The 14088-nt window shown below is 57.6% G+C and carries 10 protein-coding genes; 4 read left to right on the top strand and 6 right to left on the bottom strand.

The window, feature by feature from the left end; all coding sequences use genetic code 11:
* Positions 1 to 61: 61 nt before the first annotated feature.
* The 3 genes from RRF56_RS15795 (at position 62) to RRF56_RS15785 (ending at position 5043) form a co-directional block, all read left to right on the top strand.
* Positions 62 to 2641: a U32 family peptidase gene (locus RRF56_RS15795; RefSeq protein ID WP_317034131.1), complete on the top strand. Its 2580-nt coding sequence runs from the start codon at positions 62 to 64 to the stop codon at positions 2639 to 2641.
* 199 nt (positions 2642 to 2840) lie between these two features.
* The gene (locus RRF56_RS15790; protein WP_317034130.1) at positions 2841 to 3473 is read left to right on the top strand and encodes a hypothetical protein; all 633 of its coding nucleotides are present in this window, start codon (positions 2841 to 2843) and stop codon (positions 3471 to 3473) included.
* Positions 3466 to 5043 (top strand): ArnT family glycosyltransferase, encoded by a 1578-nt coding sequence (locus RRF56_RS15785; RefSeq protein WP_317034129.1) that lies wholly within the window; start codon positions 3466 to 3468, stop codon positions 5041 to 5043. Before RRF56_RS15790 ends, RRF56_RS15785 begins: the two co-directional genes overlap by 8 nt.
* Before the next feature lie 13 nt (positions 5044 to 5056).
* Here RRF56_RS15785 and glgB read toward each other — a convergent pair whose 3' ends face one another.
* Positions 5057 to 7351 carry a 1,4-alpha-glucan branching enzyme gene (glgB, locus tag RRF56_RS15780; RefSeq protein ID WP_317034128.1) on the bottom strand — a complete coding sequence of 765 codons (2295 nt, stop codon included), beginning with the start codon at positions 7349 to 7351 and terminating at the stop codon, positions 5057 to 5059.
* Positions 7352 to 7472: 121 nt separating this feature from the next.
* Positions 7473 to 7769, bottom strand: coding sequence for a hypothetical protein (locus tag RRF56_RS15775; RefSeq protein WP_317034127.1), 297 nt, complete (start codon positions 7767 to 7769; stop codon positions 7473 to 7475).
* Between the two features lie 128 nt (positions 7770 to 7897).
* Between RRF56_RS15775 and RRF56_RS15770 the strand changes: the two genes are divergently transcribed.
* A complete protein-coding gene (locus tag RRF56_RS15770) occupies positions 7898 to 8608 on the top strand; it encodes a pre-peptidase C-terminal domain-containing protein (protein ID WP_317034126.1) in 711 nt (236 codons plus the stop codon).
* A gap of 316 nt (positions 8609 to 8924) precedes the next feature.
* On the opposite strand, the gene RRF56_RS15765 is transcribed toward RRF56_RS15770, so the two are convergent.
* From RRF56_RS15765 to RRF56_RS15750, 4 genes are all read right to left on the bottom strand, one after another.
* Entirely contained in the window at positions 8925 to 9689 is a 765-nt protein-coding gene (locus RRF56_RS15765; protein ID WP_317034125.1) for a phycobilisome rod-core linker polypeptide, read from the bottom strand.
* A gap of 143 nt (positions 9690 to 9832) precedes the next feature.
* Positions 9833 to 11233 carry a class II fumarate hydratase gene (gene fumC / locus RRF56_RS15760; protein WP_317034124.1) on the bottom strand — a complete coding sequence of 467 codons (1401 nt, stop codon included), beginning with the start codon at positions 11231 to 11233 and terminating at the stop codon, positions 9833 to 9835.
* A gap of 116 nt (positions 11234 to 11349) precedes the next feature.
* Positions 11350 to 12549, bottom strand: a complete 1200-nt coding sequence (locus RRF56_RS15755; protein ID WP_317034123.1) for a DNA double-strand break repair nuclease NurA — start codon at positions 12547 to 12549, stop codon at positions 11350 to 11352.
* 211 nt (positions 12550 to 12760) lie between these two features.
* Positions 12761 to 13966, bottom strand: coding sequence for a ferrochelatase (locus RRF56_RS15750; RefSeq protein WP_317034122.1), 1206 nt, complete (start codon positions 13964 to 13966; stop codon positions 12761 to 12763).
* Positions 13967 to 14088: the final 122 nt, after the last annotated feature.

Genomic DNA, 14088 nt, shown 5'->3' with positions numbered 1-14088 from the left:
GCACAGGTTGTGCCCTTGGTCATCCCTAGCCGCTAGGGCGAAATTTTGTGAGCCGAAGCCCATGCCTGCCATCAACCCCGCTCTTTGTTCTGACCCCAGTTCTGACCGCCCTGCCCTGCCTGAGCTGCTGGCCCCAGCAGGCAACTGGGACTGTGCCAAAGCCGCTGTCGAAAACGGGGCCGATGCCATTTACTTTGGCCTCGATCGCTTCAATGCCCGCATGCGGGCCGAAAACTTTACCGAGGCCGATTTGCCTGCTCTCATGGCCTTTCTCCACGGTCGGGGCGTGAAGGGCTATATCACCCTCAATACGCTGGTGTTTCCTTCAGAGCTGAGCGAAGCAGAGCAGTATCTCAAAACGATGATTACGGCTGGGGTAGATGCGGCGATTGTGCAGGATATTGGCATTTGTCGGCTGATTCGCCACCTATCGCCTGATTTTCCCATTCATGGTTCGACCCAGATGACGGTGACTAGCACCGCTGGAGTTGAGTTTGCCAAGGACCTAGGCTGTCAGCTTGTAGTGCTGGCGCGGGAGTGCTCACTGCAAGATATCGCCAAAATTCGGGATCAGATGGGCGATCGCAACCTTACCCTGCCGCTAGAGGTGTTTGTGCACGGAGCACTGTGCGTCGCCTACTCAGGCCAGTGCCTGACTAGCGAAGCCCTGGGGGGGCGATCGGCCAATCGGGGCGAGTGCGCCCAGGCCTGCCGCATGCCCTACGATCTGATCGTTGATGGGGAACGGGTCGATTTGGGCGATCGCGCCTATCTGCTCAGCCCCCAAGATCTCTCTGGGCTTGCGGTGCTGCCTGAGCTGGTGCAAACCGGCGTTAGCTGTCTCAAAATCGAAGGGCGGCTGAAAGCACCGGAGTACGTGGCGAGTGTGACGCAGGTATATCGACAGGCGCTAGATCGGTTGGCGACAGATCGGTCGGCTTCGGGGGCTTTGGGATCAGCTACCCATCCACCCATCCACCCATCCACCCATCCACCCGCCGCAGAGCGCTACCAGCTCGAAATGGCCTTCTCCCGAGGTCTCTACACGGGCTGGTTCGAGGGCATCGACAACCAGGCGCTTGTGCATGCTCGCTTTGGCAAAAAACGCGGTGTTTACCTGGGCGAGGTCACCCGCGTGAGCGAAAATGCGGTCTTTCTTAACGCCCAAGCCCCCCTCAAAGCGGGGGATGGGGTGGTCTTTGACAATGGCCATCCCGCCGAGCACGAGCAGGGGGGGCGCATTTATCAGGTCGATGTCTTGGGCCAAGAGACCCGGCTGGAGTTTGGTCGTGATGCGCTCAACCTACGCCGTATCCACAGCGGCGATCGCCTGTGGAAAACCAGCGACCCGGCGCTAGATAAGGCCATTCAGCAGACTTACAGGGGCGATCAGCCTCAGTTCACTCGGCCCATGACGGTAGACATTCACGGCGGTGTGGGGCAAGCGATGGTGGCGATCGCCCGCGACGGCCAGGGGCATATTGCCCAGGTCACCTCGGCGATGCCCTTAGTTGAGGCTCACTCCAAGCCGCTGACGGGCGATCGCCTAGAGCAGCAGTTTGGTCGCCTGGGCAACACTCCGTTCTACCTAGACGGCCTTAACAATCAGCTCCAGGGCTCGGTGATGATCCCCGTCAGCGAGTTGAACCGGCTGCGACGAGAGCTGGTGGAGCAGTTAGAGACCCTGCGCGAGCGTCCTCGCCTGTGGCAGTTGACCGCTGAGGCAACGCTACAACAGATTCTGCCTCACCCATCACCCGCTTTACCGATCGCCCCAGCGACCCTCACGGCCCTGGTTCGCAATCGTGCCCAACTCGTCGCTGCGACCCAAGCGGGCATCGAGACCATCTACTGCGAGTTTGAAAACCCAGCCACCTACAAACAGGCCGTGGAATGGTTTCGGGCCAACCGCATCGGCCCCGGCCAAACGGTTTGGGTGGCACCTCCGCGCATTACCAAGCCGCTGGAGAACTACATTCTCGACCAGGTCAGGCGATCGCAGGCCGACGGCTATCTGGTGCGCAACTATGACCATCTGGCCTATTTTGCCGACCAGCGCTGTATCGGCGATTTTTCTCTCAACGTGGCCAATGCCCTCACCGCTGACTATCTGCTCAACCACTACGGGCTAGAACGGGTGACCGCGTCCTACGACCTCAATGCCGATCAGCTAGTGGACCTGCTGCGTTCGGCTCCGCCCCATTGGTTTGAGATTACCCTGCACCAGCACATGCCCATGTTCCATATGGAGCACTGTGTATTTTGCGCGTTTTTGTCTGAGGGCAAAGACTTTCGCGACTGTGGCCGCCCCTGCGAGGGGCAGTCGGTGCAGCTCCGCGATCGCGTGGGCACCGAGCACATTCTGCTGGCCGATGCGGGCTGTCGCAACACGGTGTTTAATGGCCTGGCCCAAACCGGAGCCGAGTACGCCCAGCGGCTAATGCAGGCGGGGGCCAGGCACTTTCGCCTGGAGTTTTTAAATGAACCGCCAGAGCAGGTCGAACGGGCGATCGCCCAGTACCGGCAGCTGCTGGCTGGCGACATTAGCGGCAACCAGCTTTGGCGCACTCTCAACGTGCAGAGCAAGCTCGGGGTCACCCGTGGCCCCCTAGACACCAGATCTAGCTCGGGCAGAGGTTAGACCTCCACGAGTGCAGCGTCAAGACCAACCGGTAGGGGCGTAGCAGGCTACGCCCCTACAAATCGGGGGTAACTAACCAGGATTCGGTATCAGTCGCAGAGGTTTGGACCAGCCTCAGGGCCTAGGGCCGGAGGAGCCCTTACCAGGTTGGGTAAAATGCAGGGAATACTGACCTTGACCTGCAATCGCGGTAGACGGCATGGCGATCCAACCCATTCAGTACGAAACACTGCTCTCGGTCTGTACCGACCATGAGGGGGCCTTAGCTCTGCTCAAACATCATCGCCCCTACCTAGAAGCAGTGCCCAGTATGCGGCGGCCCGAAGAGAGCGTGATTACGCTGCCGTTGCCCAACATTCGCGTGCGCGATGCGGTGCACCTCAACCCTCAGGGCCCAGGCATTGCCCCGGGGGCCGTGATGACCCTACCCTGCGATGTGGCGCTGCTGATGTGCGATCCCGAATGGAAAATTAAAACCGGGATCGAAATTTTGATCTACATTCATCGCCCCCAGGAAGATTTTTCAGACCTCCTGATGCGCTGGCGGCACACACAAATTTTGTGCGATCGCGGCTATGAGTGGCTGCTGCCGCAAAAACACGAGCATCTGCTCAGTGACGGCACCGACAAGAGCCATCCTCTGTTTGTGGTGTTTCCAGAAACCCCCGATCACATCCTTCAGGGGCTGCGGGGGGCGGGGCTACCGACGGTGGTACTGCCCTTGGGCCAGACAGAAACACTTTCCTTTGAGCCCGAGAGCGATCTGGAGATTGGCGATATCCCTGAGCTAGACGACATTGACACCAGCGCCTTAGAATCGCCGGATGAGTAAACGCTGGGACTTGTTCGACTCTCCGGTTTGGCGCTGGGGACGCTGGTTTTTGCTGGGGTTTTTGGCCCTGCGGCTGATCTTTTGGGTCACCGCTTTTCCCAACCCCGACGAAGCCTATTACTGGCTCTGGGGCCAAAAGCTGGGCTTTTCCTACTACGACCATCCGCCCTTTCACGCCTGGGTACAGGGGGCGTTTAGCCGGGTGTTGGGGCGATGGCCCGTAGTACTGCGGCTGCCCAACCTGCTGAGCAACGGCATTTTGGGGTTCACCCTCTACCACATCTGCCGCTATCTCTATGGCGATCAAACCCGCGATCGCTTCTGGCTAGCTGTGCTGTTAACCGTGGCGTCGCCGCTATATTTCTGGTATCTGGGGCTGGCCTGGCACGATCACTGGCTGGTGACCTTTGCAGTCATCAGCAGCTTTTTGTTTGTGCGCTATGTCGATGGCAGCGTTGAGGGGGGCCAGGGCAGCAGTTGGGATCTCTATGGCGCGGCCCTATGTCTCGGCCTGGCAGGGCTGTGTAAGTACAATGCGGTGTTTGTGGGGCTGGGCTTTTTAGCGCTGGTGGTGAGCCATCAACGCAGGCGACAGGTGCTGCGCGATCGCCGCCTCTACCTGGCTCTGGGGTTGGTATTGCTGGTGCTCTCGCCCATTCTGATTTGGAATGTGCAGAACGACTTTTTTTCGTTTCGGTTCTACCGCGATCGCACCTCCGGCGATGGGTTTAGCCTCAACCTGCTGCAACCCGTGGTGTTTTTGGCCCTGTGTGGCCTCACGCTCGGTCCTATCCAGTCCTGGAGCGTGGGCCGATGGCTAGGTAAAGGTGGTCAGGGTGCGATCGCGCGATCCTCCTGCTACCCAGCCCTGGCGCTATGGGTGTTTGCTCTGTCTACCGCCGCTTTTACCGCCCTCTCTACCGTCTCCGTCGCCCTGTTTTACTGGAATATTCTGGCCTACCCGCTGCTGTTGCCCCTGCTGAGCGATCAGTTTTATCGACCTCAGCTACAAAAGCCAGTGCGGACGGCTCAGTTGGCGATCGCCCAAGCCCTAGGACTCATAGTCGCCGCTGCTCTAGTGGCCTACTACACCCTAGTGCCCCTAGGCAGCTTCTTTGGGGCCGTTGACCCCGACGGAGCCGCCCTATTTGGCTGGCCCCAGATCGCCCAAGCCGTTACAGCCCAGGCTGACACCCTAACGGATCCGATACTGTTAACCACTGACTACCGCTCGGCCTCAGCCTTGGCCTACACCCTCAACCGCCCCGACGTACTGGCGATCTCAGGCCGCCTCGATCAGTTTGACTTTTGGTATGACGCCCCGGCCCTAGAGGGCCGCGACGCCGTGCTCTTGGGCGAAACCTGGCACCCCATTTGCCCCACCCACCGGGCCATGTTTGACCGGGTAGACCCGCCAGAGATCGTTGAAGTGCGCCGCTTTGGTCAGCCCCTCCAAACCTACGAAATCGTCAGGGGCTACGGCTTTAGGGCCGGGCCAGAGGGATATCCGCTCCAGCCCGACTACCCGCTGGCCTTCACGAGCAATGGCGAACAGTGCTTACCCGAGTGAAAGGGCTTTGAGCCTACTGGTCCGCTAGAGCCTTTTGAGCCTCGTCTTGAGCCAGCTTCAGCACGATGACCCCTAGGGGCGGCAGCGTCAGATCGAGCGAGAAAGGCCGGTTGTGGAAAGCCCAGTCCTCGGACCACTTGCCGCCCAGGTTGCCCATATTACTGCCGCCAAAGTCGCGGGCATCGCTGTTAAACAGCTCTCTGTAGTAGCCCGGCTCGGGCACGCCGACGCGGTAATGGCTATGGGGTTGGGGGGTAAAGTTGCACACGACCACCACAAAGCCGTCGCTGTCCTTGTCGCGGCGAATAAACGCCACCACACTGTGGCGGTTATCGCTGCAATCGATCCATTCAAAGCCGGCTTGGTCAAAGTCTTGGGTAAACAGGGCCGGTTCACTGCGATAGAACTCGTTGAGCTTGCCCATAAAGTACTTGAGATTGGCGTGGGGCTGGTGTTGCAGCAGGTGCCATTCCAGGTCACCCCACACGTTCCACTCGCTCCACTGGCCAAACTCCATGCTCATAAACAGCGTTTTCTTGCCGGGGTGCATGAACATGTAGGTGTAGAGGCAGCGCAAGTTAGCAAACTTTTGCCACTCGTCACCGGGCATTTTGCCCAGCATATTGCTCTTGCCATGCACGACCTCGTCGTGGGATAGCGCTAGCATGAAGTTTTCAGTGAAGGCGTACCAAATACTGAAGGTGACGTTGTTTTGATGAAACTGGCGGAACCACGGATCCATGTTGAAGTAGTCCAACATGTCGTGCATCCAGCCCATGTTCCACTTGAGGTTGAACCCTAGGCCACCGACGTAGGTGGGCCAAGAGACCATGGGCCAAGCCGTAGATTCTTCTGCGATCGACAGCACGCCAGGAAAGTAGGTGAACAACACATGGTTCACCTGACGCAAAAAGTCTGCCGCCTCAATATGCTCGCAACCACCATACTCGTTAGCCACCCACTCACCGTCTTTACGGAAGTAGTTGAGGTAGAGCATTGAAGCCACCGCATCCACTCGAATTCCGTCGATGTGGTACTTTTCAAACCAAAAGATAGCGTTGGCCACCAGGAAGTTGCGCACTTCATTGCGGCCATAGTTAAAGACCAGTGTGCCCCACTCTTTGTGCTCACCTTTGCGGGGGTCAGCGTGCTCGTAGAGGTGGGTGCCATCAAAGAAGGCCAGCCCGTGGCCATCCTTAGGAAAGTGGCCCGGCACCCAGTCCACGATGACGCCGATGTCGTTGGCGTGGCACTGATCAACGAAGTACATGAAGTCGTCGGGAGTGCCGTAGCGGGAAGTGACGGCATAGTAGCCGGTGACCTGATAGCCCCAGGACCCATCGAAGGGGTGCTCGGCCACGGGCAGCAGTTCGATGTGGGTAAAGCCTAGTTCTTTGATGTAGGGAATCAGCCGATCGGCTAACTCCCGATAGGTCAAGAAGCGGGCACCGGGCTTGAGTTCGGCCACGGTAACCACCGGCTCTGGAGTGCCGTCGGGACGCAGGGCTGGGGTAGCCGACGATTCATGCAGCCACGAACCCAGGTGTAACTCGTAGATGGAGACAGGCTGGGTGAGGGGCTCAGTTTGGCGACGCTTCTCCATCCAGTCGGCGTCTTGCCACGCGTAGCTATCTAAATCGGTGACGATCGAAGCCGTTTTGGGTCGGGTTTCTTGCTGAAAGCCGTAGGGGTCAGACTTTTCGTAGATATGGCCGTCGTAGTTCTTGATTTCGTACTTGTAGTGGGCACCTATATCTAGGCCGGGGATGAATAGATCCCAAATGCCGTTAGAGAGGCGACGCATCTGGTGCTTGCGGCCATCCCAGTAGTTGAAATCTCCCAGTACAGAGACGTTGCGGGCATTGGGTGCCCACACTGCAAAGTAGACCCCGGTAACCCCCTCCACCTCGGTGTAGTGAGCACCGAGTTTTTCGTAGATGCGGTGGTGGTTGCCCTCGCTAAACAGATGAATATCAAAATCGGTAATGGCGCGGGTCTTAAACGCGTAGGGGTCGTAGATGACGTGGATGTGCTCCGCAATGGCGTACTTAAGCTGGTAGTTGGCCAGGTCTTGCACCTCTAACACGCACTCAAAGAAGTGAGGGTGGTGGTTGGGCTCCATCTCCACTTCTTTGTGCTCCTGTGGCAGCACTACCCAGGCTTTGTCAGCTTGGGGTAGGTAGGCTCTTACAGCCCAAACAGTTCGGCCGGCCTGCTGCACCATGTGCGGCCCTAAAATCTCAAAGGGGTCGTGGTGTTGGTTCCAGACAATCCGGTCAATCTGCTCAGCGTCAACGGTTGCAGGCATATTATTAAAGGTCCACCGGGGATATAAACGGTTTGTGTGAATTTACTATCTGCGGAATAGAGTAACAAAACTTAGCGGTTTCCACAGGGAAATTTTTGCAGAGGTTAGCTGCTTTGCGCCCCTATCTAAGGAAAGGCACCACAGGTCTAAGCACACGCCTGAGCTGCAACAGATAAATGAGGTGAGCTAGATCGGGGTCAACGACGGTTTCGGTGTTGGGGTCTCGCAGGCGATCTTGCAACACTGCGTAGTCAGCAGCGGTGATAGATTCGCCCGTCAAAGGCGATCGCGCCTCGGTAATGACCTGGGTACGCAAAATTTCTTCAGGAATATCCTCTGGCGGCGGTAGCGCTAGAGCAGTGCTCCCCAGAATGGCTGTAATTGCTGGCCCCAGCAGGAGTAGATGCGGGCGAGGCATAGAGAAAATCGGTGATTTAGCTTTTGTATAACCATAGCTTGCTGGGGGTACTGTCCAGCGTTATCTCCAGGCTGTGCTAGGCTGCATGGCAAGATTTGTGTGTTCGTTATTTCCCTGGGGGAGATTGCATGGGTTTCTTACGGCTGTTTTCTGCAGGAATAGTAGCGCCTGTGACCCTGCTGGGGTTACTGGCTGGGCCGACCATCCTGCCCGCCCGAGCCGACACGATATTAGAAGAAGCAGGCACTATCTACCCAGCAGAGTCGACCTACACCTTTGAGGGCACGGCTGGGCAGACCATGACCATTACCCTCGACAGTACTGACTTTGACCCGGTGTTGACCCTAAGGGATGCCGAGGGTACAGAAATTGCGTTCAATGATGATTTTGGCGGCACGCTCAACTCCAAAATCACAATTACGCTGCCCGCAGATGGAACCTACACCGTTGTGGCTCGGTCGTTTTCGGGGCAGGGGGGTGACTACGATTTGGTTGTCCGCACCGCCACCGAGTTTGAAATCACTTTGGCTGAAGCCGAGGCCCTGGTCTTAGCCGAAGACTACCCAGACGCCATTGTGGCCTACACCGAGGCGATCGCCCTTGACCCCGACCAACCGTCGGCTTATCTGGGTCGCGCCCAGGCTGTTCTCGGGCAGGTCTACCTAGAAGGAGGAGAGGCGATTGAGGGGCCAGAAGATATCCCTCTAGAGGCGCGGGAGTTGGTGATTGCCGATTTTGAGCAGGCGGCCAATCTGTTTGAGGCCAGCGGGTCTGAGGACTGGGCTATTTCCCTGCGGGAGCAGGCTGAGGTGCTACGCAACCTCAATGGCCCCAACTAATTTTCCAAATTCTCCAGCAACTTTTCCGGACGGAGGCTCGTCTAGGCAGAAAAGGTGAATGGTAGATGCACCCTGAAAAGTCCCACTGGCAATTGCCAGGGGATTTTTTTTTGCCTATCCCAAATTATTCATGAGGACAGGCGTTGAAGGCTGTCAGACCAAATCCGAGCCCCATAACTCCGATATGCCAATGCCACTCGTAGGGGCGCAGGGCCTGCGCCCCTCTGAACCGGGGGGTAACTAACAAAAAGGGATGTAGGTCATGACCTACATCCCCTGTGGTGTGTTAGAAACCTAACCGAATGGTACTGAGGCCTTAGTCAACCGTGACTTTGCGGTAGGGCACAGCGGTGGCGATGTTGATTTCGCCGGTAGACACGCGGGCGGGAGCGGCACCAGTAGCACCGATGCTGCGGGCCATGTTCAAGAACATTTGAGGGTTGCCAGCGGTAACCTTCTTCTCTTGAGGAACGTACCGCTTGACCTGAGACTGCCACACAATCTGGGGGAAGCCCAGTTGGTTGCGGTGGTAGGCATCGTAGCGGGGGTTCTTGATGTGAATGGGGCGCTCGCCTTCGGGGCGACCGGGCAGCACACGGCGCTTTTGGTAGGGCACGGTGTTGTAGCCAAAGCTGGTGAGATACTCTTCGCTGTCGAGGAGTTCATCGACCAGGCCTTGGATGCCCTTGTTGGCAACCACAATAGACCAGGCGATTTTTTCGCGATCGCTATAGACATCGCGGCCCAGGATCTTCTGCACGCAGTGTTCAACAAACTTGTAGTTGCTGTTCTTTTCGTAGAAGCTGCTGTAGAACGTGGGCGACAGCGCCAAACCACGAATAAAGTCACGCACGGTGATTTGGCCGTTGCGCAACTGCGATTCCAGGAAGATCTGGCGATCGCACTTGAAGGCGTGGAAGAACATCTGCCGATAGGCTGCCTCAATCAGCGAATCCATATCGCTGGTGTCGTACAGATCATCGGTAGAAAAGAATCTGGGCTGTTCGTCGCCACCGATTTCGTAGCTGGCAACACGCTGGTTTTGGCTGGACGGGGAGTAATTTAGTAGCGGAAGAGACACGTTTGAATCTCCAGAATCTTAGGAAAATTTACAAACTTTAAGGACGATCATACGGGAATGGCTGCCGCGAACCTGGACCACCTGAGTAAATCAACATAGTCCTTAACATTCCATAGGGGCAGGCACTCCAGAGGCGGTAACGCCTAGGGATGGGTCATGCGGTGGGGGTCGATCAGTTGGTCAAAGGCCGCTTCAGACACGTACCCGAGGGCGAGAGCTGCTGCCTTGAGGGTGAGGTCATGTTCAAAGGCGTGGTGGGCAATTTGGGAGGCTTTGTCGTAGCCGATCGCCGGACTCAGGGCTGTAACTAGCATGAGTGACTGCTCCACATACTGGTCGATTTTTTGGCGATTGGGGGTCATGTCAGCCACCAAAAATTCAGAGAAGTTGTGGCAGCTATCGGCCATCAGGCGCGCCGACTGTAGCAGGTTAAAGATGATCATCGGCTTGTAGACATTCATCTCTAGGTAGCCGCTAGCTCCGGCAAAGGCCACCGCTGCGTCGTAGCCCATCACCTGTACCGCCACCATGGCCAAAGCTTCGCACTGGGTAGGGTTGACCTTGCCTGGCATAATCGAGGAGCCTGGTTCGTTCTCTGGCAGGTGGAGTTCGGCAAAGCCCGCCCGCGGGCCACAGCTCAGCAGGCGAATGTCGTTGGCAATTTTGTAAAGCGATACTGCCAGGGTTTTGAGCACGCCGCTGGCCATTACCATGGCGTCGTGGGCACCCATGACAGTGAACTTGTTAGGGGCAGTCACAAAGGGTAGCCCGGTCAGGCGAGCAATGTGCTTGGCGGCAGCCTCAGCAAACCCCGGCCCGGCATTGAGCCCGGTGCCGAGGGCCGTTCCGCCGAGGGCCAATTGGTATAGCCCCGGCAGAGCACCGTCTAGGCGCTTGAGGTTGTCGTCGAGCATGCCCACATAGCCAGAAAATTCTTGCCCCAGGGTGAGGGGCACGGCATCTTGCATATGGGTGCGGCCAATTTTAACGATGTCGGCCCAGGCTGTGGCTTTTTGATCTAAAGCATCTCTGAGGGCGGTAACGGCGGGGCACAGGGTATGGGTAAGCGCCTGAGCAGCGGCAATGTGCATCGCCGTAGGAAACACGTCGTTGGACGACTGGGACATGTTGACGTGGTCGTTGGGGTGAATGGGGGTTTTGCTGCCGATCGCACCGCCGGCCATCTCAATAGCGCGGTTGGCAATCACCTCGTTGACGTTCATGTTGCACTGGGTGCCGCTGCCGGTCATCCAAACGTGAAGGGGAAAGTGATCGTCGAGCTGGCCGGCAATCACCTCATCTGCCGCCTTCGCAATTAACTCGGCCTGCTCTGGAGCGAGTTTGCCCAGATCGGCATTGGTCAGGGCGGCGGCCTTTTTGGTCAGGGCGATCGCATGCACCACCTCCAGGGGCATTTTGTCTTGGCCAATGGAAAAGTAGCGAATCGATCGCTGGGTTTGAGCCCCCCAGTAGCGATCGCTCGGTACGGCGATCGCCCCCATGCTGTCGGTTTCTTGGCGGGTTTGCGGTGCGGTATCGGCCATAAAAAATCCCCTAAAGTGGCATCAGTGCGGCATGATCCGATTCAACCATAACCAAACTTTTATGGCGCTCATGACTTGCGAACTCCGGCCACAACCACCAGGGAGTGAACGCCCCCCTAGCGACGGCGCTGCTTGCTGACCATCTTGCGCGACAGCCGCAGGTTGATTTCCTCCCGCTCGGCCCAGTCTTGCAGCACCCGCAGAAACAGGTGTTTGTCTTGCCCCTGGAGAACGGCGGTTTGGTCGGCGGTTTCAATGCTGTAGGGATAGCCGCCGCCGATAATCACTTCGCCCCGCACCCAGTTGAGGTACTGGGTAATCTGGCCGCTCTCCCACATCCAGCGCGGCATTTCGAGGCGCACGGGGTAGCCATCGCGGGTGGTTTTGAGATAGGTGAAGGCGATCTGGTCGCCGTAGCGGTCGTACTGGTCCAGAATACCGCCGCGATCGCACTGAAATACAGCCGTGCGATCCCCCCAGTCCATCAGCCGGGCCAAGAGTTGGGCATCGTGAATTCCTTCAGTGGCCTCAAGCCCGTAGGCGTGGTGCAGCATGCCGGTCAGGTCGTGGGCGTAGGACGTATCGACGTAGCCCACCAGGGGAACTCGCTTGCGATCGCTAGCTTCTAGCAGCGACAGCATCGACTGCACGTAGGCAGTCTGGCTCTCCTGGTCAAAGGCTTCGGCAAAGGTGACTACTAGCGCGCCGTCAAAAAATACCAGGGTGCGCTCCGGCTCCTGACAGGCGTTGATATATTCCACCAGGCGGGCCACTTCCATTTGAAAGCGACGGATATTGACCCGCCGTTCGACCGGCTGGGCAGGGTTTGGCCCCAGGTCAGCGGGGGTCATCAGATCAACCCGCACATCTTTTTGGTAGGGACGAGTAGCGCTGTGGGGGTTTTCAAACCAGCCAATTTGCAGCAGCGCAATCGGGATAGAGATATCTTTGCCAGGGGCAATTTGGGATCCGTCTACAGCAAAGGTGGTAATGTCTTCGAGCACTGTCTGCACCCACTGGGCGCTCTGCTCGCGGTTAGTCCAGCGATCGCCCACGGGGCCAGATTCGGCAAAAAAGAAGGGCAAAATGCCTTTGTTTGCCTCTGTGTCGGCGGCGATCGCCTCTAACGGACGCGCCCCCACCGGGCCAGAATGGTGGTCTAACTGAGCGAGTTGTTGGCTATGGGTCAGAGCCGCAAACTCAGCCCACGCTCGGTGGTAGGCGTGCAGCAGCTCAAATTTAGCCCGACTAAAGGCGCTAAAGGCCGCCCGTTTTTGGTCGAGCAGGGCTTTAATTTGGCTAGTACTCACTGGCATAACCCATCCGTCGCTTAGAACGCCTGTATTAACGGCTGATTCTAACGGGTTTGATTGGGCTTGTCACGGGTTTGGCCACAAGGCCTGCGATCGCGTTGCCGACCCACCAGACCAGCAGACGATCAAAGCGGACAGGCCTAAGCCCACCCGCTTTAATCGTTTCTATCGGTCTACCTGCTAATAGACCTTGACTGACCCTAGACTCAGCGGGCTAGTGGTGGTGGCCGTGGTCATGGCTGTGCCCATGATCGTGCCCCGGCAGGTGGTGGTCGTGGGTGTGGCCGTGGTGGCTGTGCACCGCTGCCGCCTGGGAAGCCGCCAGAGAGGGATTGATCGCCAGGGCATCTTCTTCGAGCAGATCAGCGATGTGCTTATCGGCCCAGGTGGCGGCCATAGCCAAAAAGGCGGGGTCGTCGTTAACGCAGGGCATTTGCACGTAGGTAACGTGGGGGTGCTTGCGGCGCAGCCCTTCGATGATGTGCTCGACATCGAGCAGGGTTTCGTGGTTTTCGGTGGCAAAGCCGATGGGCATAAACACCAGGGCGGTGGCCCCGAGGTCGATCAGGTTGCGGGCAGCCAAGTCGGCGTTGGGCTGGGTCCACTTGATCAGCGGGGTGTCATGGTTGAGCCAGCCCACCGAGATCAGCGGGTATTTGTGGATCAGCTTATCCCGCACCTTGTCGTAGAGCTTTTGGCTTTCGTCAATACCGGAGGTGAAGCCCTTGGCCTCGTGGGGGCAACCGTGGTTCATCAGTACGATGCCGGTTTGGGAGGGTAGGTGAGCGACGGCCAGGTGGTTTTTGATTTTGTCTTCGACCATCGACGCCAAATAGTCGATATAGTCGGGCGCATCAAAGAAGGACGGAATGTAGCGGGTGCCCTGGACCCAGTGCTCGGTGCCATCAGACAGCTTGACTAGAGCCTGGTTCACCTGCTCGATCGCAATGCCGCTAGTGAAGATCGAATCGACTACCAGCAGAGGATAGATGAGGAGTTTGTCGTAGCCCTCGGCTTTGACTTGCTCAAGCACCTGGTCGGGCAGAAAAGGCTTGCAGAAGTTGAAGGCTTTAAACACCTTGATGCGATCGCCCCAGCGCTCTTTTAAGTTGGCTTCAATACCGGCCCGCTGGGCTTCAAAAATAGCATTGTGGGGAGAAATAAAATTGCCGTGCTGGTGGCTCCACTCGTGCAGGTCGAAGGCAGCTAGCAGCTTTGCCAGCGGGGGATAAACCCAAGTGGGCACCGGAGCAAACTTGGCGGTCAGCAAATTGAGGGCTTGCTCGTTGTAGTTGGCAAAGTCTTCGTAGCTTTCGACTTCGCCGTAGCCCATCAGCAGCACCGCGACCCGGCTTTCGCCAGCGGGTGAAGTGTGGGAGTGAGATGCAGACGCTTGAATAACGTCGGGGGTTGCAACCATAATGCCTGCTCTTCGGAGGAGTGTCTTGTACAGGCTAACATCCCCCTACCGGGGATAACATTAACAAAACCAGCAGGTTCCATAGACCTTGAAGAGTTTATGGACTTAGATTTAACCTGTGT

The organism is Nodosilinea sp. E11 (assembly GCF_032813545.1).
In the GTDB taxonomy this organism is placed as follows: Bacteria; Cyanobacteriota; Cyanobacteriia; order Phormidesmidales; family Phormidesmidaceae; genus Nodosilinea.
This window is presented reverse-complemented; position numbering and strand designations above follow the sequence as displayed.